General features: G+C 69.1%; 21 protein-coding genes. 19 read left to right on the top strand and 2 right to left on the bottom strand.

What is annotated here, in order from left to right:
• Nucleotides 1–82 precede the first annotated feature (82 nt).
• The 4 genes from odhB to ACQ859_RS24125 all read left to right on the top strand — a co-directional run bounded on the left by odhB (nucleotide 83) and on the right by ACQ859_RS24125 (nucleotide 4959).
• On the top strand, nucleotides 83–1348 hold the full coding sequence (gene odhB, locus ACQ859_RS24140) for a 2-oxoglutarate dehydrogenase complex dihydrolipoyllysine-residue succinyltransferase (RefSeq protein ID WP_431263109.1): 1266 nt from the start codon (nucleotides 83–85) through the stop codon (nucleotides 1346–1348).
• 154 nt (nucleotides 1349–1502) lie between these two features.
• Nucleotides 1503–2930, top strand: a complete 1428-nt coding sequence (gene lpdA / locus ACQ859_RS24135; RefSeq protein ID WP_331616804.1) for a dihydrolipoyl dehydrogenase — start codon at nucleotides 1503–1505, stop codon at nucleotides 2928–2930.
• Nucleotides 2931–3041: 111 nt separating this feature from the next.
• A complete protein-coding gene (zapE, locus tag ACQ859_RS24130) occupies nucleotides 3042–4142 on the top strand; it encodes a cell division protein ZapE (protein WP_431263108.1) in 1101 nt (366 codons plus the stop codon).
• Between the two features lie 148 nt (nucleotides 4143–4290).
• On the top strand, nucleotides 4291–4959 hold the full coding sequence (locus ACQ859_RS24125; RefSeq protein WP_431263107.1) for a hypothetical protein: 669 nt from the start codon (nucleotides 4291–4293) through the stop codon (nucleotides 4957–4959).
• Between the two features lie 121 nt (nucleotides 4960–5080).
• Here ACQ859_RS24125 and ACQ859_RS24120 read toward each other — a convergent pair whose 3' ends face one another.
• Nucleotides 5081–5848: a PP2C family protein-serine/threonine phosphatase gene (locus ACQ859_RS24120; protein ID WP_431263106.1), complete on the bottom strand. Its 768-nt coding sequence runs from the start codon at nucleotides 5846–5848 to the stop codon at nucleotides 5081–5083.
• A gap of 139 nt (nucleotides 5849–5987) precedes the next feature.
• Here ACQ859_RS24120 and ACQ859_RS24115 point away from each other — a divergent pair, with 139 nt between their 5' ends.
• The 3 genes from ACQ859_RS24115 to ACQ859_RS24105 are packed head-to-tail and all read left to right on the top strand — an operon-like array spanning nucleotide 5988 to nucleotide 8312.
• Nucleotides 5988–6116, top strand: a complete 129-nt coding sequence (locus tag ACQ859_RS24115; protein WP_431263105.1) for a hypothetical protein — start codon at nucleotides 5988–5990, stop codon at nucleotides 6114–6116.
• A complete protein-coding gene (locus ACQ859_RS24110) occupies nucleotides 6113–6205 on the top strand; it encodes a DUF465 domain-containing protein (RefSeq protein WP_431263104.1) in 93 nt (30 codons plus the stop codon). Before ACQ859_RS24115 ends, ACQ859_RS24110 begins: the two co-directional genes overlap by 4 nt.
• Nucleotides 6192–8312: an ATP-dependent DNA helicase gene (locus ACQ859_RS24105; protein ID WP_431263103.1), complete on the top strand. Its 2121-nt coding sequence runs from the start codon at nucleotides 6192–6194 to the stop codon at nucleotides 8310–8312. The genes ACQ859_RS24110 and ACQ859_RS24105 overlap by 14 nt, the downstream gene beginning before the upstream one ends.
• A 146-nt stretch (nucleotides 8313–8458) precedes the next feature.
• Here the strand turns inward: ACQ859_RS24105 and ACQ859_RS24100 are convergent, their stop codons facing one another.
• On the bottom strand, nucleotides 8459–9241 hold the full coding sequence (locus ACQ859_RS24100) for an outer membrane protein assembly factor BamD (RefSeq protein ID WP_431266643.1): 783 nt from the start codon (nucleotides 9239–9241) through the stop codon (nucleotides 8459–8461).
• Nucleotides 9242–9383: 142 nt separating this feature from the next.
• On the opposite strand from ACQ859_RS24100, the gene ACQ859_RS24095 reads away from it, so the two are divergent.
• The 12 genes from ACQ859_RS24095 (at nucleotide 9384) to der (ending at nucleotide 23499) form a co-directional block, all read left to right on the top strand.
• A complete protein-coding gene (locus tag ACQ859_RS24095) occupies nucleotides 9384–10466 on the top strand; it encodes an RluA family pseudouridine synthase (protein ID WP_431263102.1) in 1083 nt (360 codons plus the stop codon).
• A gap of 331 nt (nucleotides 10467–10797) precedes the next feature.
• Nucleotides 10798–11673 (top strand): SMC-Scp complex subunit ScpB, encoded by an 876-nt coding sequence (gene scpB / locus ACQ859_RS24090; protein ID WP_431263101.1) that lies wholly within the window; start codon nucleotides 10798–10800, stop codon nucleotides 11671–11673.
• Between the two features lie 50 nt (nucleotides 11674–11723).
• Nucleotides 11724–13874, top strand: coding sequence for a pseudouridine synthase (locus ACQ859_RS24085; protein ID WP_431263100.1), 2151 nt, complete (start codon nucleotides 11724–11726; stop codon nucleotides 13872–13874).
• Between the two features lie 190 nt (nucleotides 13875–14064).
• Nucleotides 14065–14490 carry a nucleoside-diphosphate kinase gene (ndk, locus tag ACQ859_RS24080; protein ID WP_067275554.1) on the top strand — a complete coding sequence of 142 codons (426 nt, stop codon included), beginning with the start codon at nucleotides 14065–14067 and terminating at the stop codon, nucleotides 14488–14490.
• Nucleotides 14491–14550: 60 nt separating this feature from the next.
• Nucleotides 14551–15732, top strand: coding sequence for a 23S rRNA (adenine(2503)-C(2))-methyltransferase RlmN (rlmN, locus tag ACQ859_RS24075; RefSeq protein WP_431266642.1), 1182 nt, complete (start codon nucleotides 14551–14553; stop codon nucleotides 15730–15732).
• Entirely contained in the window at nucleotides 15729–16553 is an 825-nt protein-coding gene (pilW, locus tag ACQ859_RS24070; protein WP_431263099.1) for a type IV pilus biogenesis/stability protein PilW, read from the top strand. Before rlmN ends, pilW begins: the two co-directional genes overlap by 4 nt.
• A gap of 10 nt (nucleotides 16554–16563) precedes the next feature.
• A complete protein-coding gene (locus ACQ859_RS24065) occupies nucleotides 16564–17616 on the top strand; it encodes a RodZ domain-containing protein (RefSeq protein WP_431263098.1) in 1053 nt (350 codons plus the stop codon).
• A 74-nt stretch (nucleotides 17617–17690) separates the two neighbouring features.
• Complete coding sequence (gene ispG / locus ACQ859_RS24060) at nucleotides 17691–18992, top strand: flavodoxin-dependent (E)-4-hydroxy-3-methylbut-2-enyl-diphosphate synthase (protein ID WP_431263097.1); 1302 nt, start codon at nucleotides 17691–17693, stop codon at nucleotides 18990–18992.
• On the top strand, nucleotides 18989–20296 hold the full coding sequence (gene hisS, locus ACQ859_RS24055; RefSeq protein ID WP_431263096.1) for a histidine--tRNA ligase: 1308 nt from the start codon (nucleotides 18989–18991) through the stop codon (nucleotides 20294–20296). Before ispG ends, hisS begins: the two co-directional genes overlap by 4 nt.
• A gap of 38 nt (nucleotides 20297–20334) precedes the next feature.
• Nucleotides 20335–21009: a YfgM family protein gene (locus tag ACQ859_RS24050; protein WP_431263095.1), complete on the top strand. Its 675-nt coding sequence runs from the start codon at nucleotides 20335–20337 to the stop codon at nucleotides 21007–21009.
• Nucleotides 21006–22151, top strand: a complete 1146-nt coding sequence (gene bamB, locus ACQ859_RS24045; RefSeq protein ID WP_431263094.1) for an outer membrane protein assembly factor BamB — start codon at nucleotides 21006–21008, stop codon at nucleotides 22149–22151. The genes ACQ859_RS24050 and bamB overlap by 4 nt, the downstream gene beginning before the upstream one ends.
• 1 nt (nucleotide 22152) lies before the next feature.
• Entirely contained in the window at nucleotides 22153–23499 is a 1347-nt protein-coding gene (gene der, locus ACQ859_RS24040) for a ribosome biogenesis GTPase Der (protein WP_431263093.1), read from the top strand.
• Nucleotides 23500–23562 lie beyond the last annotated feature (63 nt).

The raw sequence follows: 23562 nt of genomic DNA, 5'->3' as shown, positions 1-23562 counted from the left end.
GGCGCCGGGGACGGGCACACGCTCCCCGGCGACCGGCAGGCGCAAGGCTCCGGTTTACTGAAAAACCGAGAGAAAAAACATCATGGCAATCGTTGAAGTCAAAGTCCCCCAGCTGTCCGAATCGGTCGCCGAAGCGACCCTGCTCACGTGGAAGAAGAAGCCCGGCGACGCCGTGGCCATCGATGAGATCCTGATCGAGATCGAGACCGACAAGGTCGTGCTCGAAGTGCCGGCCCCGTCCGCCGGCGTGCTGTCCGAGCTGGTCGTCGCCGACGGCGGCACCGTCACCTCGGACCAGGTCATCGCCAAGATCGACTCCGAAGGCAAGGCCGGCGCCGCCGCCCCGGCCGCCGCTGCTCCGGCTCCCGCCGCCGCAGCGCCCGCACCGGCTGCTGCCGCCGCCTCGTCGGACAGCAAGGCCGGCGTCGCGATGCCCGCCGCCGCGAAGATCATGGCCGACAACAACCTGGCCGCCGGCTCCGTCCCGGGCACCGGCAAGGATGGCCGCGTGACCAAGGGCGACGTGCTGGGCGCGATCGAAGGCGGCGCCAAGCCGGCCACGATCCCGGCTCCGGTGCAGGCCCCGGCCGCTCCGGCTAAGGCGCCGCTGCAGGCTGTCGCCGCCCCCGTGTCCGCCAACCTGGGCGACCGTCCGGAACAGCGCGTGCCGATGAGCCGCCTGCGCGCCCGCATCGCCGAGCGCCTGCTGCAGTCGCAATCGACCAATGCCATCCTGACCACGTTCAACGAAGTGAACATGGCCCCGGTGATGGAGCTGCGCAAGAAGTTCCAGGACAGCTTCACCAAGGAACACGGCACGAAGCTGGGCTTCATGAGCTTCTTCGTGAAGGCCGCCGTGCACGCGCTGAAGAAGTACCCGGTGCTGAACGCCTCGGTCGACGGCAACGACATCGTCTACCACGGCTACTTCGACATCGGCATCGCCGTCGGCTCGCCGCGTGGCCTGGTCGTGCCCATCCTGCGCAATGCGGACCAGATGAGCTTCGCCGACATCGAGAAGAAGATCGCCGAGTTCGGCAAGAAGGCCCAGGAAGGCAAGCTCGGCATCGAAGAGATGACCGGCGGCACCTTCTCGATCTCCAACGGCGGCACCTTCGGCTCGATGCTGTCGACGCCGATCATCAACCCGCCGCAGTCGGCCATCCTGGGCGTGCACGCGACCAAGGACCGCGCCGTCGTCGAGAACGGCCAGATCGTGATCCGTCCGATCAACTACCTGGCGATGTCCTACGACCACCGCATCATCGACGGCCGTGAAGCCGTGCTGGGCCTGGTCGCCATGAAGGACGCGCTCGAAGATCCGGCCCGCCTCCTCTTCGACATCTAAGTCGGAGCTACTGCGCGGCGCCAGGGCGTCGTTGCGGGGCCCGCCTCGCCATCCTCACGTAGCGCTGCTACGTTCCGGTGGCTCGGCACCCGCGCCTAGCCCTGACGCCGCTCGCTACGCTCCGACAGAGCGTTGAATGAGATTGGAGAATTTGATGAGCAAGCAATTCGACGTCGTCGTCATCGGCGGCGGCCCCGGCGGCTACATCGCGGCGATCCGCGCGGCGCAGCTGGGCTTCAACACGGCCTGCATCGACGAGTGGAAGAACGACAAGGGCGGTCCCGCCCTCGGCGGCACCTGCACCAACGTCGGCTGCATCCCGTCCAAGGCCCTGCTGCAGTCCAGCGAGCACTTCGAGCACGCCGGCCACGGCTTCGCCGACCACGGCATCTCGATGAACGACCTGAAGATCGACATCGCCAAGATGGTCGGTCGCAAGGACGCCGTCGTGAAGCAGAACAACGACGGCGTGCAGTACCTGTTCAAGAAGAACAAGGTCACCTTCTTCCACGGCCGCGGCTCGTTCGTGGCGGCGAAGGACGGCGCGTATGAGCTGAAGGTCGCCGGCGCCGCCGAGGAGACCATCACGGCCAAGCACGTGATCGTCGCCACTGGCTCCAACGCCCGCCAGCTGCCGGGAGCCCCGTTCGACGAGACCAACATCCTGTCGAACGATGGCGCGCTGCGCATCCCCGCCGTGCCGAAGAAGCTGGGCGTGATCGGCTCCGGCGTCATCGGCCTGGAAATGGGCTCGGTGTGGCGCCGCCTGGGTTCGGAAGTGACGATCCTGGAAGCGCTGCCCGCCTTCCTGGGCGCCGCCGACGAGTCCGTCGCCAAGGAAGCCGCCAAGGTCTTCAAGAAGCAGGGCCTGAACATCGAGCTGGGCGTGAAGATCACGGCCGTCGAGAACGGCAAGGACGGCGTCTCCGTGAAGTACACGGACGCCAAGGGCGGCGAGCAGACGCTGGCGGTGGACAAGCTGATCGTCTCGATCGGCCGGACCGCCAACACCATCGGGCTGAACCCCGAAGCCGTCGGCCTGAAGCTCGATGAGCGCGGCGCCGTGATCGTCGACGACGAGTGCAAGACCAACCTGCCCGGCGTCTGGGCCATCGGCGACGTCGTGCGCGGCCCGATGCTGGCGCACAAGGCCGAGGAAGAAGGCGTTGCCGTGGCCGAGCGCATCGCCGGCCAGCACGGTCACGTCAACTTCAACACCATCCCGTGGGTGATCTACACCAGCCCCGAGATCGCGTGGGTCGGCAAGACCGAGCAGCAGCTGAAGGCGGACGGCGTGGCCTACAAGGCGGGCCAGTTCCCGTTCCTGGCCAACGGCCGCGCCCGCGCGCTGGGCGACACGACCGGCTTCGTCAAGTTCCTGGCCGATGCCAAGACCGACGAGATCCTGGGCGTGCACATCATCGGCCCGATGGCCTCGGAGCTGATCGCCGAGTCCGTGGTCGCGATGGAGTTCAAGGCCTCGGCCGAGGACATCGCCCGCATCTGCCACGCGCACCCGTCGCTGAGCGAAGCGACCAAGGAAGCGGCCCTGGCCATCGACAAGCGCACGCTGAACTTCTGAGCTCCGGCTCGAAGCGCATCGGATGCGTGAACAAGGGGCGGCGACGAGTCGCCCTTTTTCTTGTCCTTTCCCGTTCCCGTGTTGAGATGAACGTCGCCGCCTGATCATCGTATGACCACCGTCACCGAGCTCTATCACCAGACCCTCGCCGAGCGCGGCTACACCGCCGACGCGGCGCAGCTGCGCGCCGTCGCCTCGCTGCAGCGCTGCCAGGACGAATGGGCCGACTACAAGGCGCGGCGCTCCAATGCGGTGACCAAGTTCCTGGTGCGGCCGCCGCTGCCGCGCGGCGTGTACATGTTCGGCGGTGTCGGTCGCGGCAAGAGCTTCCTGATGGACTGCTTCTTCCAGGCCGTGCCGCTGACGCGCAAGACCCGGCTCCACTTCCACGAGTTCATGCGCGAGGTGCACCGCGAGCTGCAGGAGCTCAAGGGCATCCAGGATCCGCTGGACGAGCTCGGCAAGCGCATCGCGCGGCGCTTCCGCCTGATCTGCTTCGACGAGTTCCACGTCGCCGACGTCACCGACGCGATGATCCTGTACCGGCTGCTGGACGCGCTGTTCAAGAACCGCGTGTCGATCGTGACGACGTCCAACTTCCATCCGGACGGGCTCTACCCGAACGGGCTGCACCGCGACCGCATCCTGCCCGCGATCGAGTTGCTGAAGCAGAACCTGGAAGTCATCAACGTCGACAACGGCACCGACTACCGGCAGCGCTCGCTGGAGCATGTCGAGCTGTATCACACGCCGCTGAACGCGGAGACTGAAACGGCGCTGACGACGGCGTTCGAGTCGCTCGCCGAGGCGCGCGACGAAGACCCGGTGCTGCACATCGAGCACCGCGAGATCCGCTCGCGCCGCCGCGCCGGCGGCGTGGTGTGGTTCGACTTCTCGGAACTCTGCGGCGGACCGCGCTCGCAGAACGACTATCTCGAGCTGGCGACCCAGTTCCACACCATCATCCTGTCCAACGTGCCGGCGATGCCGCCGCGTCTGGCCAGCGAGGCGCGCCGCTTCACGCTGCTCGTCGACGTGCTCTACGACCGGCGCGTGAAGCTGATCATCTCTGCCGCCGTGCCGGCGGAGCAGCTGTACACCGAAGGCCCGCTGGCGCACGAGTTCCCGCGCACCGTCTCGCGGCTGCAGGAAATGCAGTCGAAGGAGTATCTGGAGCTGGAGCGCCGCGACGTCGACACGCGATTGACCTGAGGTCGACCCCAGGCCCGGCCTTGACGGCCCCGAGGCCGCTCCCCTCCGTTGGCGGCTGCTGTCATCCGCCCCCTCCGATTGGGGTGTAGGGAAGTCACGGGCCGGCGTGTCACCGGAACCGGTGTCGCCGGATGCGATGATCGTGGCCATGACTTTCCGCCCCGTCCTTGTTCTTCTGCCGATGGCGCTGTCGGGCGCTGCCGTCTCCACGGCCGTCTGCGCGGCGGAGATGACCCGCGCCGAGATCGGTGCCGCCCGTGCCCGCATCGAGCAGGCTTACCAGACCAAGGTGCGCGAGTGCAACCAGCGTTTCGTCGTGACCGGCTGCCTGGAAGAAGCCCGCGATGAACGCATCCGCGAACTGCGTCCGCTGGATCACGCCGAACACCAGGTGAACGCCGAGGAGCGCCTGCGGCGCAGCACCGCCGCACGTGAGCGCGTCCAGCAGAACGAGCGTGAGGCCGCGAAGGATGAGGCGCGGCGCAAGACCGAGTCGGTGCGCGAAGCCGCACAACCCGCCTCAGCGCCGGTAGTGCCGGGCGCGCGCACGCCGCGAGCCAATCCCGAATTGCATCAGCGCCGCGAGGCGAGGCTGGACGCCGAGGCGAAGGCCGAGGCCGCCAAACGCCGAGAGGCGGCCGCTGAACGCCAGCGGAAGGCGCAGGACCGCCAGAAAAAGGCCGGCGAACAGCAGCTGCGTTCGGCGGAGAAAGCCGCTTCCGCCGCCTCCGCGCCGGTCGGCAAGAACACCAAGCCGCCCGCGGCCCATCTGCCGACGCCGTCGGCGTCGGACATCCGCGCGTTGCCGAAACCGTGAGGCCGCGAAGCGCGCCGTGACGCGCAACGATCACCGCTGGGCAGGCCGTTGTGCCGCTCAAAGAAGAACGCCGGTCTCGAGACCGGCGTTTTGCATGGGGCGGGGAGAGGAGGGGAGTCGCTTACTCGAGCGGATCGACCCGCACGATCGCCAGCGACAGGTTGTCGCCAGTGCCCTTGGCGCGCTGGCGCGCCTTGTTGACCAGCAGCTCGGCGCCGTCGCGCGGCGGCAGGCTGTGCATCACGGTGCCGAGCTCGGCCGGCGAGAAGTAGTGCCACAGGCCGTCGCTGCAGCACATCAGCGTGTCGCCGTGCTCGAGGTGCTCGATGAAGGATTCGACCGGTGTCGGCTCCTGCACCGTGCCCAGGCAGGCGGTCAGCAGGTTCGACTGCGGATGGACCAGCGCCTCGTCCTCGGTGATCTGGCCCTCGTCGACCAGCCGCTGGACGTAGGACTGGTCCAGCGAGCGCGTCACCATGTTGGGACCGCGGAAGTGGTAGATCCGCGAGTCGCCGGTGTGGATCCAGTAGCAGCGCCGATCGGATGTCAGCAGGTACGCCGCGAGCGTGCTGTGAGGTTCCTCCTCGGCCGAGATCGCCGTCAGGCGGATCATCAGGTGGGCCTCGGACACGATCTGGCGCAGCAGGTCGGATTCGTCCTCCTCGCCGGGCACGAAGCGCTCGAAGAGCTGCTGGGCGGTGAGGATGACCTGGTCGGCGGCCTTGCGGCCCCCGCTCTTGCCGCCCATGCCGTCGGCGACGATGCCGAGCACGCAGCCGCTCTGTCGGGGATGCGCGATGACCTGGACCTGATCCTGCTGGTACAGACGATCGCCGCGATGGATGCCGGTGGCGGCGCTGAGGCGATAGCCTGGGATGTTGCGACTCATCCCAAAACTATAATCGTCCGGCTCGGCTTCCCGGTCGAGTGGTTCCCCGTTTATGGATGAACAACTTCACTCTCCAGCGCGCCGTCTGATTGAACTTCGCATCGCCCATGCGGAGTTGGACGGCCGTATCGACGCGTTGATGGGCGCCTCGCCTGTCGACGCCGGCGCGCATGCCGATCCGGGACCGACGCTGTCGGCGATCACCGCGATCACGGCCCTGACGACGATGGCCGGTAGTGAACCGGCCGCGCCCCCGTCGACGAATTGACGCTGCGCCGGCTCAAGAAGCAGCGCCTGGCACTGCGCGACGAGATCGCGCGGCTCGAGCGCGCCAGCGATCCCGATGAGCCTGCCTGACCCTCACGATCCTGCCATCGACGCCTCGACGGACGACGCCACCGACGATCTGATGGCGGATGCCCCGTGGGGCGCGGACGAGGCGTCGCCAGGGCTGGCGGCCTCGCGCGCCCGCTCGGCGGCCGCGGCGCTGCGTCCCGGGGAGCTGGAACAGTCGGTGATCGCCGCCTTCGACACGGGCGGGCCGCTGTCACGACATGGCCCCGGCTACGCCCCGCGCGAACCTCAGCAGCGCATGGCGCTGGCCGTTGCGCAGGCGATCGCCGGGCGCGGAACGCTGGTCGTCGAGGCCGGCACCGGCGTCGGCAAGACCTTCGCCTATCTGGTGCCGGCGCTGCTCAGCGGCGGCCGGACGCTGATCAGCACCGCGACGAAAAGCCTGCAGGACCAGCTCTTCATGCGCGACCTGCCGCGGCTGTTGGACACCTTCGCGCTGCCGCTGCGCGCCGCGTTGCTGAAGGGGCGGGGGAGTTACCTCTGCTTGCACCGGCTGCAGCAGGCGCGCCACAGTGCGGAGCTGCCCGACCGGCGCGCCGTCGCGCAGCTCGCGCGCATCGAGCGCTGGGCGCTGACGACACACACCGGCGATTTCGCCGAGATCGATGGCATGGACGAGCGCTCGCCGGTGATCCCGATCGTGAGCTCGACGCGCGACAACTGCCTGGGCACCGACTGCCCGTCCTATCGCGACTGCCACGTCGTGAAGGCGCGGCGCGAGGCGATGGAGGCGGACCTCGTCGTCGTGAACCACCATCTGTTCTTCGCCGACCTGGTGCTGCGCGACAGCGGTGTCGCGGAGCTGCTGCCCAGCGTCGAGGTCGCGATCTTCGACGAGGCGCACCAGCTGCCCGATGCGGGCCTGAACTTCCTCGGCCGCCTGCTGGGCAGTGCGCAGCTCTTCGACTTCGGGCGTGACATGCTGGCGCAAGGGCTGGCGCATGCACGCGGGCTGCAGGAGTGGCAGGCGATCGCCGGCGGCGTCGAACGCGCGGCACGCGCGCTGCGCCTGGCCTGCGCCGGCGGACGCGAGCTGCGCGGCGTGCTCAAGCTGCGCTGGAACGAATGTTCGGGCCGCGCCGATTTCGAGGAAGCGCTGATGCAGGTCACGCAGGCGATCGAGCTCAGCGTGGACGCCCTGGCGACGGTGATGGAGGTCGGCCCCGACCTAGTGCGCCTGCACGAGCGCGCCGTCGAGCTCTACAAGACGGCGCAGCTGTTCGCGCGCCCGCCGGATCCGGGTGCGGTGCGGTGGGTCGATGTCGGGACCCATCAGGTCCGGTTGATGGAGTCGCCGCTGGACATCCGCGACGCGATGCAGGAGGCGCTCGCCAGCACGCCCAAGGCCTGGGTGTTCACGTCGGCGACGCTGGGCGAGGACGAGGCGCTCACCTGGTTCACCGAACCCGCCGGGCTCGGCCAGGCGCGCACGCTGCGCGTCGGCAGCCCGTTCGATTACGCGTCGCACGCGCGGCTCTACGTGCCCAAACATTTTCCGAAACCCTCGGAACCGGACCACGGTGAATCGGTCGGCTGGCTCGGCGCGCGTCTGGCGGCGCGGCTCGGTGGGCGCACCTTCATCCTGACGACGACGCTGCGCCAGTTGCAGACGGTCGCCGATGTGCTGCGCCAGCGCTTCGAGGAGGGCGGCCATCGCATCGAGGTGCTGGTGCAGGGCACGATGCCGAAGCGGCAGCTGCTGCAGCAGTTTGTCGATCAGCCGGCGTCGGTGCTGGTCGGTTCGGCGAGCTTCTGGGAGGGTATCGACGTGCCCGGCGACGCGCTGCAATGCGTGCTGATCGACAAGCTGCCGTTCCCGCCGCCCAACGATCCGCTGGTGGAGGCCCGCGTCGCGCGGCTGGAGTCCGAAGGGCGCAACCCCTTCATGGAGTACTTCGTGGCCGAGGCCGCGATCGCGCTGAAGCAGGGCGCTGGCCGGCTGATCCGCACCGAGACCGATCGGGGCCTGCTGGTCGTCTGCGACCCGCGCCTGGCGGGCTCGCACTACGGCAAGCGCCTGCGCGAGGCGCTGCCCCCGATGACGCAGGTGCCGGACGAAACCACGGCGCAGGCGTGGCTTGCCGAGCTGAAGGCGTTGCACGACGCCTGAACGAAAAAGCCCGCACAAAGGCGGGCTGAATCTCTTCCAATTGCGCTGGGATCTGGTGGGCGGACGCTTGCCAGACTAGGCGCGAGGGGCCGCCGCATAGCAGCGCTATGCAAGGTCCCGAGCAACGACGTATGGCGAGCTTCCGCTCACCAGATCTGCCACCAGGCGCGGTCCTTGGGCTTGGCCTTGCCGGTCGTCAGATAGGAACTGTCCGGGAAACTGGCCTGCAGCACGCGACGCGAGTCGTCGCGCAGCTGTTCCAGGCCGAGCTTGTCGTAGCTCTGCACCATCAGGAACAGCGCCTCTTCCAGCGCCGGGGCGTTCTGGAATTCCATCAACGCGGCCTGGCCCCGGTTCGCCGACGCCAGGTAGGCGCCGCGGTTGTAGTAGTAGCGCGCCACATGCACCTCGTAGGCCGCGAGGCTGTTGGTGATGTAGTCGACGCGGATGCGGGCGTCCTCGGAGTACTTCGACTCCGGGAACTGCTCGACCAGCTGCTTGAAGGCCTGCATCGAGTCGCGCGCGGCCTGCTGGTCGCGTTCGCTGATGTCCTGGCGGGCGATGCGGCCGAACAGGCCGAGGTCGTCGTTGAAGTTGACCAGGCCCTTCATGTACAGCGCGTAGTCCAGCGCCGGGCTCGACGGGTTGAGCTTGATGAAGCGGTCCAGCACCGTCACGGCCTGCACGCGCTCGCCGCTCTTGTAGTTCGCCCAGGCCAGGTCCAGCTGCGCCTGCTGGCCCAGGGTCGTGCCCGCGGCGCGGCCCTCGATGCGTTCCAGCGTCTTGATCGCCCGGTCGTAGGAGCCGGAGAGCATGTCCTCCTTGGCCTCTGCGTACAATTTCTCCAGGTTGGCCTGGGAATTCGGGTCTTCCTTGGGGGCCGAGGAACAGGCCGCCAGCCCCAGCACGGCAGCCGCCGCGGCGGTCATCGCCACGCAGCGCCACGCGGCGCGCCAGGAGCCGGACGCTTCAGAGGAATCCGCGGTCCGGCGGCGCAACACCCGAGTCTCGATCATGGTCCACAGGGCGCGCGCCACGGCGGCCCTCATCTGAAATTGGAGCGGCGATTATATGGTTCAGGTCGGTCACGACCCGGCGGCGCGGGACGGGCTTTACCCGGGTGAGAAACCGGGTGAGAAATCGGACGGCCCGCAGACGCACGCAGACCTCCCCGAAGGCGTCGAGGACGCCCAGGACGTCGGGGTCGACGCCCCCGAGCGCCGCAGCGCCGAGGCCGGCCGCGACGAGCTCGCGCTGCGCCTGGACAAATGGCTGGTGCAACTCGCGCCGGAGTTCTCCCGCAGCCACCTGCAGGGGCTGATCGATCGCGGATGCGTCACGCTCGACGGGCAACTCGTCACCCACGCCTCGCGCAAGCCCCGGCTCGGGCAGACGCTGGTCGTCGAGCTGGTCCCCACCGAGGAGGCGCTCGCCTTCCGCGCGGAGCCGCTCGCGCTCGACATCGTTTTCGAGGACGAACACCTGCTCGCGGTGAACAAGCCGGCCGGGCTGGTCGTCCATCCCGCCGCCGGCAACTGGTCCGGCACCTTGATGAACGGGTTGCTGGCCCATCACGCCAAGGCGGCGACGCTGCCGCGCGCGGGCATCGTGCACCGGCTGGACAAGGACACCTCGGGGCTGATGGTCGTCGGCAAGACGCTGCAGGCGGTCACTGCCCTGGTGCGCATGATCGCGGCGCGCGAGGTCCATCGCGAGTACCTCGCGCTGGTGCACGGCCGCACGCCCGACGAGTGGATCGTCGACGCGCCCATCGGCCGCGATCCGCAGTCGCGCACGCGGATGGCCGTGGTCGGCGGCGGCAAGCCGGCGCGCACCGACTTCTTCAAGCTGGCCGAAGGCGAGTGGCAGGACGCGCGCGGCTTGAGCCGGACCGTGTCGTCGCTGCACTGTGTCCTCCACTCGGGCCGCACGCACCAGATCCGCGTGCACGCCGCGCACCGCGGGCACGCCCTGGTGTCGGACGCCCTGTACGGCGGGGCCGGGGCGCTGGGCGTGCCGCGCCAGGCGCTGCATGCGGCGCGGCTCGGTTTCGCGCACCCGGTCACCGGTGAGGCGATGCGTTTCGAAGCCGCCCTGCCGGGCGACCTGGCGTCGGGTTGGCGCGTCGCGGGTTTGCCCGATCCGGCGTTCTGAGAGGAGTCCGCGCGCTCGCGCTACAATGCGTCCCATCACTTGCGCTGAAACCCACGTGAAGAACGTGCGCAAGGCGGCGACGGGCTGGCAGTTGACCCCGTTCGCAGCGCAGGCCGCGCACCGACGCGGCGCCCACGGACCGGCCGGATCCACCCACTGAGCGGCGGTCGTTGGAGCAAAGAGCTCCCAAGCAAGCAGATCGAACCCGTCCGGCGCGGCCCGTTGCCGCTGTCGGCGCCCAAGATGGCGACACACACCGATTTGACCGGTCCCGAGGCCGGCGTCATGAATTGAGCCCATGCTGAACGCATGCTGATCCGATGCTGATCCGATGAATACGCAGGAGGCCAAGCGGGTCCTCGAAACGGCGCTGCTCTGTGCGCAGGCGCCGCTGACGCTGCGTGACATGCGTTCGCTGTTCGCGGAGGAGCTCAACGGCGACAGCGTGCGGTCGCTGCTCGACGAGCTGTTGCGCGAATGGGAGGGGCGGGGCGTCGAACTGGTGGCCTTGTCCTCCGGCTGGCGTTTCCAGAGCCGGCCCGAGATGCGCGAGCACCTCGACCGGCTGCATCCGGAGAAGCCGCCGAAGTATTCCCGGGCGGTGCTGGAGACGCTGGCGATCATCGCCTACCGTCAACCGGTGACCCGGGGCGACATCGAGGACATCCGCGGCGTGGTGGTGGCGACCCCCATCATCAAGCAGCTCGAGGACCGCGACTGGATCGAGGTCATCGGGCACCGCGAGGCGCCCGGCCGGCCGGCGCTGTATGCGACGACGAAGCATTTCCTGGACGACCTGGGGCTGCATTCGCTGGAACAGCTGCCGGCCCTGATCCAGGGCGGCGACCCGACGCCGATCGCCGGGGCGCTGCAGGCCTCGCTGCTCGAGGAGCCGCCCGGCGATGTGGTGGTCGAGATCGAGCCGCCGGAACCGGAGGTCCAGCCGGACGATCCGGTGGTGGCGGCCGAAACGGTAGAAGCCGCTGAAACGGTCGACAGCGTCGACACGGCGGAAGCGGCCGAGGCGGCGGACATCGCGGAGGCGGCAGAGGCTCCCGACGCTGCAGAGGCCGCTGAGCCTGCTGAAACGAACCCGGCGGTGCCCGACTCTTCGGACACCGCCGCTGAAGACGAATCCAAGCCGGCCGCCACACGCGATCCGGGTGAAGAACCACAGGCTGGGGCCGTCAACCCCGAGCCCACTTGAGCGCCCCGGGAAGGGGCCGTGTCCACCGCTGACAAGGTGCAAGCCGACACATGAATTCCAACGATATCGACGATTCCAAGCCCGAGACGCTGACGACCGACCCGGCCGACGCGCCCGCGAAACCCAAGCGCACCCGCAAGGCTGCCGCAGCCCCGGCGGAGGCGACCGGACCGGTCACCGCGCCGACGGCCGAGGAGACGCCCAAGCCGCGCGCACGTCGCAAGACGGCGGCCGCCGCCGAGGCGCCGGCTGACGCACCGGTCGAGGCGCCTGCCGCCGAGGCGGAGGCGCCCAAGCCCAAGCGACGCACGACGAAGAAGGTCGTCGAGGCTGCCGAAGCCGCCGCCGAGGCGGATGCCGCGCCGGTGCAGGCCGAGCGCGCGACGATCCACGTGCCGGTCGCGGCCGTCGAGGTCTCGCCCGCGCCGGTGTCGCCGGTGGCCGAGGCGGTCGGTGAGCTGGTCTCCCCCGAGTCGCGCGAAGCGGCTCCGGTGATCGGTGAAGGCGCCGAGGGGGTTGACGGTGACGCGAACGGCGAACGCGAAGGCCGCGGACGCAATCGCCGCCGCCGTGGTCGCGACCGTGACCGCGAGCCGGGCGACGGTCAGCCGGCCCAGGCGCAACGCCAGGGGCCGGATGCCGGCGAGGGCGCCGACGCGGCGCCGTCGCAGGCCGACAGCGCCCAGCTCCAGGCCGAGGCGCAGGCGCGCTTCGACGCGCTGGTGTCGGGCGCCTTCGATGCCGACGTCGAGGAGGACGGCAGCGCGTCCGGCGAAGTCGCCGATGTCGAGGCCTCGTCCGACGACGGCTCCGATGCCGCCGACCAGCCCGCCAAGCGCGTGCTCGCGCCCGATGCCGACGCGCCCAAGCTGCAGAAGGTGCTGGCGCAGGCCGGCGTCGGCTCGCGCCGTGACATCGAGGACATGATCGCCAAGGGCCAGATCACGGTGAACGACGAGGTCGCCCACGTCGGCCAGCGCATCTCCTACGGCGACCGCGTCGCCGTGGCCGGCAAGCCGATCAAGGTCCGCATCGCGCCGGTCGCGCCGCGGATCCTGGCGTACCACAAGCCGGTCGGCGAGGTCGTGACCTTCAACGATCCCGAAGGCCGTCCCACCGTCTTCCGCGGCCTGCCGCGCCTGCCGCAGGGCAAGTGGCAGTCGGTCGGTCGCCTGGACCTGAACACCGAAGGCCTGCTGCTGTTCACCAACTCCGGCGAGCTGGCCAACCTGCTGATGCATCCGCGCTTCGGCGTCGAGCGCGAGTACGCGGTCCGCGTCCTGGGCTCGCTGAGCAAGGAGCAGAAGGAGAAGCTGCTGGCCGGCGTCGACGTCGACGGTCAGCAGGCGAGCTTCAAGAGCATCGAGGACGGCGGCGGCGAAGGCGTGAACCGCTGGTACCGCGTCGTGATCACCGAAGGCCGCAACCGCGAAGTCCGCAAGCTGTTCGAGACCGTCGGCCTGGCGGTCAGCCGCCTGATCCGCATCCGCTACGGCACCGTCGTGCTGCCGCGCGGCCTGCGCCGCGGCGTGTACATCGAGCTCGGCGACGCCGACGTGCGCGTCATCCGCCAGCTGGCCGGCAACGAGCCGCGCCCGCCGCGCCAGAACGATCGCAACGACCGGGGTGACAAGCGTCGCCGCGGCAACAGCGACGGTCCGCGTCCGAGCCGGCCTGAGCCGCGCAACGAGCAACGCAGCGAGCACCGCGGCGATCGTGGCGAGCAGCGTGGCAACCGCAACGATCAGCGCGGTGACCGTGGCGATCAGCGCAACGATCCGCGCGGCGACCGCCAGGACCGCCCGCAGCGCAACAACGAGCAGCGTGCCCAGCAGAATCAGCAGCGTCCGCAGCAACAGCAGCAGGAGCGCGAGCGCGATCGCCGGCCCCGCGACGAGGACGATGACGACTTCATCCCGAAGCACATCAACCCGTTGGAGCAGACCTTCGACCGCCGCTTCGCGACCGGCAGCAAGCGCATCCCGCAGGGCTTCGGCAAGGGCGGCAGCGATTCCGGCCACAACCCGCACCAGGGCAACAAGCGCGGTCCGGGTGGCGAACACCAGCCGGACCCGATGAAGACCTCGATGGGCTACATCGGCGCCGATGCCTTCATCAATCGCGGCAACAACCGGGGTGGCGGTCGCCGTGGCGGTGGCGGTGGTGGGGGCGGTGGCGGCGGAGGCCGCGGCCGCCGCTGATCAGGTTTGAGCGTCCCGCTCCCGCCTCCCGGCGGAGCGGGGCATCACGGACCGCAAGGGGGCCGGGTTCCATCCCGGCTTTTTGCCTTCCGGTGACAGGCCGTTGATAACGGGATGTCACTTGGGGGGCTTGACTTCACGCATTACAATCCCGGGCTTTGCCAAGCCCAAGATTTTCAAGGAAAAAGACATGGCCATCGAACGCACCCTCTCCATCATCAAGCCCGATGCCGTGGCCAAGAACGTCATCGGCCAGATCTACAGCCGCTTCGAAGGCGCCGGCCTGAAGGTCATCGCGTCCAAGCAGAAGCAGCTGTCGCGCGCCGAAGCCGAAGCGTTCTACGCCGTGCACAAGGCCCGCCCGTTCTTCAACGACCTGGTGACCTTCATGATCTCCGGCCCGGTGCAGATCCAGGTGCTGGAAGGCGAAGGCGCCATCCTGAAGAACCGTGACCTGATGGGCGCGACCGATCCGAAGAAGGCCGAGAAGGGCACCATCCGCGCCGACTTCGCCGACAGCATCGACGCGAACGCCGTGCACGGTTCGGACGCCGCCGAGACGGCCGCCGTGGAAGTGGCCTTCTTCTTCTCCGGCCTGGAAATCAACGCCCGCTGAACCGGGCAAGGCCTCTGACCTCCGGGCCATGAGGCCCTGAGTGGAAACGAGGAACGCATGATGGACACGGTCAACCTGCTCGGATTCGATCTGCAAGGCCTGGCCGCGTACTGCGAGCAGCTGGGGGAGAAGCGCTTCCGCGCGACCCAGCTGTTCCGCTGGATCCATCAGAAGGGCGCGTCGGACTTCGCCCAGATGTCCGACCTGGCCAAGTCGCTGCGCGACAAGCTGGCCGGGCGCGCCCACATCACCGCACTGCCGGTGATCTCCGAACATGTCTCGGCCGACGGCACCATCAAGTGGTTGTTCGATGTCGGCCAGGGCAACGCCGTCGAGGCGGTCTACATCCCCGAGGACGACCGGGCCACGCTGTGCATCTCCAGCCAGGCCGGTTGCGCCGTGGGCTGCCGCTTCTGCTCGACCGGCCATCAAGGCTTCAGCCGCAACCTCGAGACCTGGGAGATCGTCGCCCAGCTCTGGTACGCCGAGCACTCGCTGCGGCAGCGTCTGGGCAAGGACGAGCGCATCATCTCCAACGTCGTGATGATGGGCATGGGCGAGCCGCTGCAGAACTACGGCGCGCTGATCCCCGCGCTGAAGATGATGCTGGACGACCACGGCTACGGCCTGTCGCGCCGTCGCGTGACGGTGTCGACCTCGGGCGTGGTCCCGATGATCGACCGCCTGCGCGACGACGCGCCGGTGGCGCTGGCCGTCTCGCTGCACGCGCCCAGCGACCCGCTGCGCGACCAGCTGGTGCCGCTCAACCGCAAGTACCCGATCGCGGAACTGCTGGCCAGCTGCAACGCCTACCTGGACAAGGCGCCCCGCGACTTCATCACCTTCGAGTACTGCATGCTGCAGGAGGTGAACGATTCGCCGGAGCAGGCCCGCGAGCTCATCGCGCTGCTCAAGGGCAAGGTGCCCTGCAAGATCAATCTGATCCCGTTCAATCCGTTCCCCGCGTCGGGCCTGAAGCGCAGCACCAACGAGCGCGTGAAGGCCTTCGCCGACCTGCTGATCCAGGCCGGCATCGTGACGACCGTGCGCAAGACGCGCGGCGACGACATCGACGCCGCCTGCGGCCAGCTGGCCGGCGAGGTGCAGGACCGGACCCGGGTTCACCTGCGCATGGTGCGCGCGCCCGTGGTGGTACAGCGCGGCGCGGCATCGGGTGCCAGACCGGGCGATGCGCCCGCATCGCCTTCGACTCCCGTCACTCCCACAGGCCCACGTCCATGACCTTTTCGTCGCCCGGCTCCCTCTTTCCGCGTCGTTCCGCCCGGACCCTGTCCGTCGTGCTGCTGATCGCCGCGGCCCTGGCCGGGTGTGCGGGCGGCGGCGCGCAGCAGCAACAGCAGCCGCGCACGGAGAGCGACAAGACCGACAACGACCGCCGCGCGCAGGTGCGGCTCGAGCTGGCCAGCGGCTATTTCGCCCGCGGTCAGTACGAGACGGCGCTGGACGAGGTCAAGCTCGCCATGGCCGCCAAGCCGGACCTGCCCGAGGCGATCAACCTGCGCAACCTGATCTACGCCGCCATGGGCGAATACGGTCTGGCCGAGGACGGCTTCAAGCAGCTGATCGCCCGCGATCGCAACAACGGCGACACGCTGCACAACTACGGCTGGTTCCTGTGCCAGCGCCAGCGTTACGCCGAGGCCTACCAGCAGTTCGACGCGGCCGTGGCGCTGCCGACCTACCGCACGCCGTCGCGCACGCTGCTGGCCTGGGGGGCCTGCGAAGCGCGCGAAGGCCGTCTGGTGCCGGCGCAGGCCCACCTGACCAAGGCCTTCGAGGCCGAGCCCGGCAACCCGACGATCGCGATGAACCTGGGCGAGGTGCTGTACCGCCAGGGTGAATACGAACGGGCGCGTTTCTATGCGCGCCGCGTCAACAGCAACGTGGAACAGGCGAATGCCGCCAGCCTCTGGCTGGAGCTGCGCATCGAGCGCCGCCTGGGGAACACGTCCAACATGGACGATCTCGGTCAGCAATTGCGGCGCAAGTATCCGCAGGCGGCCGAGACGCAAGCATTGAACAACGGTCGATTCGATGAATGAGGGACATCGCATGACTCCGACGGCCACCGACGAGGCGTCGCTCGCAGCCGATTTCGCTGCCTCCATGTCCGCGCCCAGCTCGGCCGGCGCCGTGCTGCGCCGCGCGCGCGAGGCCAGGGGACTGCATATCGCCGCGCTCGCCGCGACGTTGAAGGTGCCGCAGTCGAAGCTGGAGGCTTTGGAGGCCGACCGCTACCAGGACCTGCCCGATGCGACCTTCGCCCGGGCGCTGGCGCGCTCGGTGTGCCGCGTCATGAAGCTCGACGCCGCGCAGGTGCTGATCCTGCTGCCGACCAGCGGCGCCGAGGCCTCGCTGGATCGCGTGACGCCGGGCCTGAACCAGCCGTTCCGCGCGCGGTCGGTGAGTCAGGATCCTGCGCTGTCGACGGCCTTGCTCAAGCGCCCGGCGGTGCTGGGGGTCGGGGTGCTGCTGATCGCCGCGGTGGCGGTCTACGCGATCCCGTCGAGCTGGATCGAACAGCTCACGCAACGCTTCAGGCAGGGCGAGTCGTCCGCCGCGACGGCGCCCGGTCCGGGCAACGTGTTCGGCACGTCGCCCGCCACCACGGACACGCCGCCGACGACCGTCGAGGCGCCGGTGGTGAGCACCTCCGACCCGGCGCCGCAGACGAGCGTCGTCGCAGCGCCGCAGACGTCGCCCACCACGCCGGCGGTGCCGACGCCACAGGCGACGGCGTCGCCCGTCCCGTCGGGCAACGCCCCGGCCGCGACGACAGCCGCCACGCCGTCCACGACCGCGCCGCCGAATGCCGTGCCTGCCGCGCAGCCCGGTCAGCCGGTCCAGGCCGGCGCGCCCGCGCCCGGCACTTCGCCGCTGAAGGTCCGCGCCAGCGCGGAGTCCTGGGTGGAGGTCGTCGATGCCAAGGGCCAGGTGCTGCTGTCGAGACTGCTGCGTCCCGGTGATCTGGTCGACGTCAACGGTGTCGCGCCGCTGAAGCTGCGCGTGGGCAACGTCTCCGGCACGGAACTGGTGTTCCGCGGCCAGGCCGTGGACCTCGCCGCCCGGTCGCGCGACAACGTCGCCCGACTCGAACTGAACTGACCGGATCAAGCTCTGACGACCCCGACCCTCCGGGCGCCGCACCAGCCGTATTTCCCTCGCAAGAGCGCCGCATCATGGACAAGCCTGCAACTCCCGATTCCGCCGACCTCGACCTGTCCGACCTGATCGTCGCCGCCGCGCCGTCCGCGCGCCGTTCGCGCCAGGCGCAGGTCCGATGGGGCAGCCGCGTGGTCACGATCGGCGGGGATGCGCCGGTGCGCGTGCAGTCGATGACCAACACCGACACCGTCGACGTCATCGAGACGGCGATCCAGATCAAGGAGCTGGCGCAGGCCGGCTCGGAACTGGTCCGCATCACCGTCAACAACGCCGAGGCCGCCGATGCCGTCCCGCACATCCGCGAGCAGCTCGACCGCATGGGTGTCGACGTCCCGCTGGTCGGCGACTTCCACTACAACGGCCACCGGCTGCTGACCGAGCATCCGGCCATGGCCCAGGCGCTGTCGAAGTACCGGATCAATCCGGGCAACGTCGGCAAGGGCGACAAGAAGGACCGCCAGTTCGCCCAGATGATCGAGGCGGCGATGCAGTACGACAAGGTCGTGCGCATCGGCGTCAACTGGGGCAGCCTGGACCAGGAACTGCTCGCCCAGATGATGGACGACAACGCGAAGCGCGCGTCGCCCTGGGACGGCAAGCAGGTCATGTACCAGGCGCTGATCCAGTCGGCGCTGTCGTCGGCCTCGTACGCCCGCGAGCTGGGCATGAACCCGGACAACATCATCATCAGCTGCAAGGTCAGCGGCGTGCAGGACTTGATCTCGGTCTACCGCGCGCTGAGCAAGCGCTGCGACTATGCGCTGCACCTGGGCCTGACCGAGGCCGGCATGGGCACCAAGGGCACGGTGGCCTCGGCCGCGGCGCTGTCGGTGCTGCTGCAGGAAGGCATCGGCGACACGATCCGCGTCTCGCTGACGCCGCAGCCCGGCGAGTCGCGCACGCAGGAAGTGGTGGTCGCGCTGGAGATCCTGCAGTCGCTGGGCCTGCGCGCGTTCAACCCGAGCGTCACCGCCTGCCCCGGCTGCGGCCGCACGACCAGCACGACCTTCCAGGAACTGGCCAAGCAGATCGACGATTTCCTGCGCGCGCAGATGCCGGTCTGGCGCGAGAAGTACCCCGGCGTCGAGACCATGAAGGTCGCGGTGATGGGCTGCATCGTCAACGGCCCCGGCGAGAGCAAGCATGCCGACATCGGCATCAGCCTGCCGGGCAACGGCGAGGCGCCGGCGGCGCCCGTCTTCATCGACGGCGAGAAGGCGCTGACCCTGCGCGGCGACAACATCGCCGGCGAGTTCCACGCCCTGGTCGAGACCTACATTGAAAAGCGCTTCGGCGCGAGCACCACCACCGCATGAGCAAGAACATCCAGGCCGTCAAGGGGATGAACGACATCCTCCCGGCCAGCGTCGACCGCAAGGACAAGCTGCCGAGCAGCCAGCTGTGGAGCTGGTTCGAGACCACGCTGCGCGGCGTGCTGCAGCGCTACGGCTACCAGTACATGCTGACCCCCATCGTCGAGCCGACCGCGCTGTTCGTGCGCGGCCTGGGCGAGGTGACCGACATCGTCGAGAAGGAGATGTACTCCTTCACCGACAGCATGAACGGCGACAAGCTGACGCTGCGCCCGGAAGCCACCGCCGGCATCGTCCGCGCGATGGTCGAGCACAACGCGCTGTACAACGGCCCGCTGCGCCTGTGGACGATGGGCCCGATGTTCCGCCACGAGCGCCCGCAGAAGGGCCGCTACCGCCAGTTCAACCAGCTGGACGTCGAGGCGCTGGGCTTCGCCGGCCCGGACGTGGACGCCGAGATCATCCTGATGGTCCGCCGCCTGTGGCAGGAACTGGGTCTGGTGGTCGGCGAGCATGTGCGCCTCGAGCTGAACTCGCTGGGTCAGCCCGACGAGCGCGCCGCGCACCGTGCCGCGCTGATCGCCCACTTCGAGGCCCACGCCGACAAGCTCGACGAGGACGGCAAGCGCCGCCTGCACACCAATCCGCTGCGCATCCTGGATACGAAGAATCCGGCCATGCAGGCGGTCGTCGAGGCGGCGCCGCACCTGATGGATTTCCTCGGCGAGGAAAGCCTGGCGCACTTCAATGCCGTGCGCGCGATCCTGGATGCGGCTGGCGTCGAGTACCGCGTCAACACGCGCCTGGTGCGCGGCATGGACTACTACAACCTGACCGTCTTCGAATGGGTGACCGACCAGCTCGGTTCCCAGGGGACGGTCTGCGGCGGCGGCCGTTACGACGGCCTGTTCGAGCAGCTCGGCGGCAAGCCGACGCCGGCGGTGGGTTTCGGCCTGGGCATCGAGCGCCTGCTGCTGCTGATCGATGAACTCGGTCTGCCGGTCCCGTCCTCGGCCCCGGATGTCTACGCGATCCTGCCGGATGCGGCCGCGCTGCCCCAGGCCATGCCCGTCCTGGAGGCGCTGCGCGCCGAAGGCGTCGCGGTGCAGATGCATGCCGGCGGCGGTTCGTTCAAGTCGCAGTTCAAGAAGGCCGACGCCTCGGGCGCCGGCTTCGCCCTGGTGTTCGGCGCCGACGAACTCGCGCGCGGCGAAGTCGCCGTCAAGCCGCTGCGCGGCGGCGGTGAACAAGTGACACGCCCGCTTAACACGGTCGCCGCATGGGCGGCCGACCTGCGCACCGCATAATCGCGACCTCGAATTTCAACCCGGACCCTCACTCGAACATGGCGGCTCATCTCGATCTCGAAGAACAGGAACAGCTGGAGCAGCTCAAGGCGTTCTGGAAGCGCTGGGGCAATCCGATCACCTGGCTGCTGACGCTGGCGCTGGTGGCCTATGCCGGCTGGACCGGCTGGAACTACTGGCAGCGGACCGAAGCGGCCAAGGCCGCCGCGATGTTCGGCGAGCTGCAGCGCTCGGCGCAGGCCGGCGACCTGGGCAAGAGCGTGGCCGTCTTCGGCAATCTGAAGCAGGACTATGCCGGCACCGGCTACGCCGCGCAGGCCGCGCTGATCACGGCCAAGCTGCAGCTGGACAAGGAAAAGCTCGACGACGCCCGCGCCACGCTGACCTGGGCCGCCGCCAGCGCCAAGGGCGATGCCTACCGCGATCTGGCGCGCCTGCGCCTGGCCGCGCTGCAGATGGATGCCAAGCAGTTCGACGAAGCCAGCAAGACGCTGGATGCCGTCAAGAGCGCGGACTTCGCGGCGCTGGTGGCCGATCGCCGCGGTGATCTGGCACTGCTGCAGAACAAGCCCGACGTCGCCAAGACCGAGTTCAAGAAGGCGTACGACGGCCTGGACAAGCAGCTCGACTATCGCCGCCTGCTCGAAGTGAAGCTGGCCAGCCTGGGCGTGGCCGTCGGCGGCGACGAGCCCGCCGCGGGAGCGCCCCAATGAACGCCGGCCTGACCCTCGGTCGACTGGCGCGCGCGCTGCTGCTGGGCGGCGTCGCGGCGACGCTGGGCGCCTGCTCGCTGTTCAGCAGTTCCACCGCGCCCAAGCCGGCGGCGCTGGAGAACATCACGCCGTCGCTCCAGGCTCGCGTGGCCTGGGAGGCGCGCGTGGACAGCGTGAAGTTCCCGCTGACGATCACGGCGGTCAATGACCGCTTCGTGCTCGGCGGCTCGGACGGCGTCATCAGCGCGATCTCGGCGACCGACGGCACCACGCTGTGGCGCGCCGACATCGGCAAGGGCCTGACGGCCGGCGTCGGCAGCGACGGCCGCTTCGCCGCGGCGGTGACCCGCGACAACGAGCTGGTCGTCACCGAGGGCGACAAGATCCTGTGGCGCAAGACGATGACGACGCCGGTCGTGACCTCGCCGTTCGTCGCCGGCGAGCGCGTGTTCGTGCTGACGCTGGACCGCGCGGTGCTGGCCTTCGACGCGGCCGACGGCCGCCGCCTGTGGGAACTGCGCCGTCCGGGCGAGCCGCTGACGCTGCAGCAGGCCGGCGTGATGGGCGCCTACCAGAACACGCTGCTGGTCGGACAGGGCTCGCGCCTGGCGGGCATCGATCCCACCCGCGGCCTGCTGATGTGGGAGGCGACCGTCGCCAACCCGCGCGGCACCAACGAAGTCGAGCGCCTGGCCGACCTGGTCGGCCCGCTGGCCCGGGACAACGACGTCTTCTGCGCCCGTGCCTTCCAGTCGGCCGTCGCCTGCGTCAACGGCGAGCGCGGCAACACGATCTGGACCCGCAACAACGCCGGCATGCGCGGTGTCGGCGCCGACTCGGCGATCGTCGTCGGCGGCGACGCCTCCGACCGGCTGACCGCGTGGGGCACCCGCACCGGCGATGTCGTCTGGACCGCCGACCAGTTCCAGAACCGCAAGCTCAGCGCGCCGCTGGTGACCGACAAGTCGGTCATCGTCGGCGACAGCGAGGGCTACGTGCATTTCCTGTCCAAGGACAAGGGTCTGACCGTGCAGCGCCTGCAGACCGACAGCTCCGGCATTGCCGCAGCGCCGGTGCAGCTCGGCGGCACGGTGCTGATCGCCACTCGCAGCGGACGCCTGTTCGCGCTGCGCCAAGACTGATATGAAACCTGTGATCGCCCTGGTGGGCCGCCCCAACGTGGGCAAGTCCACGCTGTTCAACCGGATGACGAAGAGCCGCGACGCCATCGTCGCGGACTTCGCCGGCCTCACGCGCGACCGCCACTACGGCGACGGTCGTCTGGGCGAGCGCGAGTTCATCGTCATCGACACCGGCGGCTTCGAGCCGGACAGCACCACCGGCATCGTCAAGGAGATGGCCAAGCAGACCCGCCAGGCCGTGGCCGAGGCGGATGCCGTCATCTTCGTGCTGGACGTCCGCACCGGCCTGGCCGGGCAGGACATGGACATCGGCCGCTACCTGCGCCAGTGCAACAAGCGTGTCTTCGTCGCCGTCAACAAGGCCGAAGGCATGAGCGACAGCCCGCTGCTGGCCGAGTTCCATGAGCTCGGCATGGGCGAGCCGCATCCGGTCTCCGCCGCGCACGGGCAGGGCATCCGTTCGCTGCTCGAGGCGGTGCTGGACAGCTTCGAGGCGCCGGTCGAGGACGAGGAACTCACGGAGGGCGCCGGTCCCGACGATGAACGCGCGATCCGCCTGGCGGTGGCCGGCCGCCCCAACGTCGGCAAGAGCACGCTGATCAACACCTGGCTGGGCGAGGAGCGGCTGGTCGCCTTCGACATGCCCGGCACGACGCGCGACGCCATCAGCGTCGACTTCGAGCACAACGGCCAGAAGTTCAAGCTGATCGACACTGCGGGCCTGCGTCGCAAGGGCAAGGTCTTCGAGGCGATCGAGAAGTTCTCGGTGGTCAAGACGCTGCAGGCGATCGCGGACGCCAACGTCGTGCTGCTGCTGATCGACGCGACGCAGGGCGTCACCGACCAGGACGCGCACATCGCCGGCTACGCGCTGGACAGCGGCCGGGCCGTCGTCATCGCGATCAACAAGTGGGATGCGATCGACAGCTACCAGCGCGAGACCATCGAGCGCCAGATCCAGACGCGCCTCGGGTTCCTGCGTTTCGCGGCCATCCTGAAGATCTCCGCGCTGAAGCGCCAGGGCCTGGGCCCGCTGTGGAAGGCCCTGGCGGATGCCTATTCGTCGGCCTACCGCAAGATGACGACGCCGGTGCTGACGCGCCTCATCATGGAGGCGGTCCAGCACCAGCAGCCGCAGCGCGCGGGCATCTCGCGTCCGAAGCTGCGCTACGCCCACCAGGGCGGGATGAACCCGCCGATCGTCGTCATCCACGGCAACGCGCTGGAAGGCGTCAGCGACGTCTACAAGCGTTATCTGGAAGGGCGCATCCGCGACCACTACAAGCTGGTGGGCACGCCGATGAAGATCGAGCTGCGTTCCTCGAAGAACCCCTTCGCCGATACCTGAAGACAGCGCGGTCCGGGGAAACCCGGGGCTGTGATAAGGTGTGGCATTCCAACACCTCACTTC

Source organism: Roseateles chitinivorans (assembly GCF_050632235.1).
GTDB lineage: Bacteria > Pseudomonadota > Gammaproteobacteria > Burkholderiales > Burkholderiaceae_C > Roseateles > Roseateles chitinivorans_A.
This window is presented reverse-complemented; position numbering and strand designations above follow the sequence as displayed.

Bases quoted from the DNA above. Each gene is read 5' to 3' on its own strand.
- rlmN (WP_431266642.1), top strand. From the start codon at position 14,551: ATGGACACGGTCAACCTGCTCGGATTCGATCTGCAAGGCCTGGCCGCG.
- pilW (WP_431263099.1), top strand. From the start codon at position 15,729: ATGACCTTTTCGTCGCCCGGCTCCCTCTTTCCGCGTCGTTCCGCCCGG.
- ACQ859_RS24085 (WP_431263100.1), top strand. From the start codon at position 11,724: ATGAATTCCAACGATATCGACGATTCCAAGCCCGAGACGCTGACGACC.
- ACQ859_RS24050 (WP_431263095.1), top strand. From the start codon at position 20,335: ATGGCGGCTCATCTCGATCTCGAAGAACAGGAACAGCTGGAGCAGCTC.
- scpB (WP_431263101.1), top strand. From the start codon at position 10,798: ATGAATACGCAGGAGGCCAAGCGGGTCCTCGAAACGGCGCTGCTCTGT.
- ACQ859_RS24065 (WP_431263098.1), top strand. From the start codon at position 16,564: ATGACTCCGACGGCCACCGACGAGGCGTCGCTCGCAGCCGATTTCGCT.
- ndk (WP_067275554.1), top strand. From the start codon at position 14,065: ATGGCCATCGAACGCACCCTCTCCATCATCAAGCCCGATGCCGTGGCC.
- ACQ859_RS24100 (WP_431266643.1), bottom strand. From the start codon at position 9,241: ATGACCGCCGCGGCGGCTGCCGTGCTGGGGCTGGCGGCCTGTTCCTCG.
- ACQ859_RS24115 (WP_431263105.1), top strand. From the start codon at position 5,988: ATGGGCGCCTCGCCTGTCGACGCCGGCGCGCATGCCGATCCGGGACCG.
- ACQ859_RS24125 (WP_431263107.1), top strand. From the start codon at position 4,291: ATGACTTTCCGCCCCGTCCTTGTTCTTCTGCCGATGGCGCTGTCGGGC.
- zapE (WP_431263108.1), top strand. From the start codon at position 3,042: ATGACCACCGTCACCGAGCTCTATCACCAGACCCTCGCCGAGCGCGGC.
- lpdA (WP_331616804.1), top strand. From the start codon at position 1,503: ATGAGCAAGCAATTCGACGTCGTCGTCATCGGCGGCGGCCCCGGCGGC.
- ACQ859_RS24120 (WP_431263106.1), bottom strand. From the start codon at position 5,848: ATGAGTCGCAACATCCCAGGCTATCGCCTCAGCGCCGCCACCGGCATC.
- bamB (WP_431263094.1), top strand. From the start codon at position 21,006: ATGAACGCCGGCCTGACCCTCGGTCGACTGGCGCGCGCGCTGCTGCTG.
- ACQ859_RS24105 (WP_431263103.1), top strand. From the start codon at position 6,192: ATGAGCCTGCCTGACCCTCACGATCCTGCCATCGACGCCTCGACGGAC.
- hisS (WP_431263096.1), top strand. From the start codon at position 18,989: ATGAGCAAGAACATCCAGGCCGTCAAGGGGATGAACGACATCCTCCCG.
- der (WP_431263093.1), top strand. From the start codon at position 22,153: ATGAAACCTGTGATCGCCCTGGTGGGCCGCCCCAACGTGGGCAAGTCC.
- ispG (WP_431263097.1), top strand. From the start codon at position 17,691: ATGGACAAGCCTGCAACTCCCGATTCCGCCGACCTCGACCTGTCCGAC.
- odhB (WP_431263109.1), top strand. From the start codon at position 83: ATGGCAATCGTTGAAGTCAAAGTCCCCCAGCTGTCCGAATCGGTCGCC.
- ACQ859_RS24095 (WP_431263102.1), top strand. From the start codon at position 9,384: ATGGTTCAGGTCGGTCACGACCCGGCGGCGCGGGACGGGCTTTACCCG.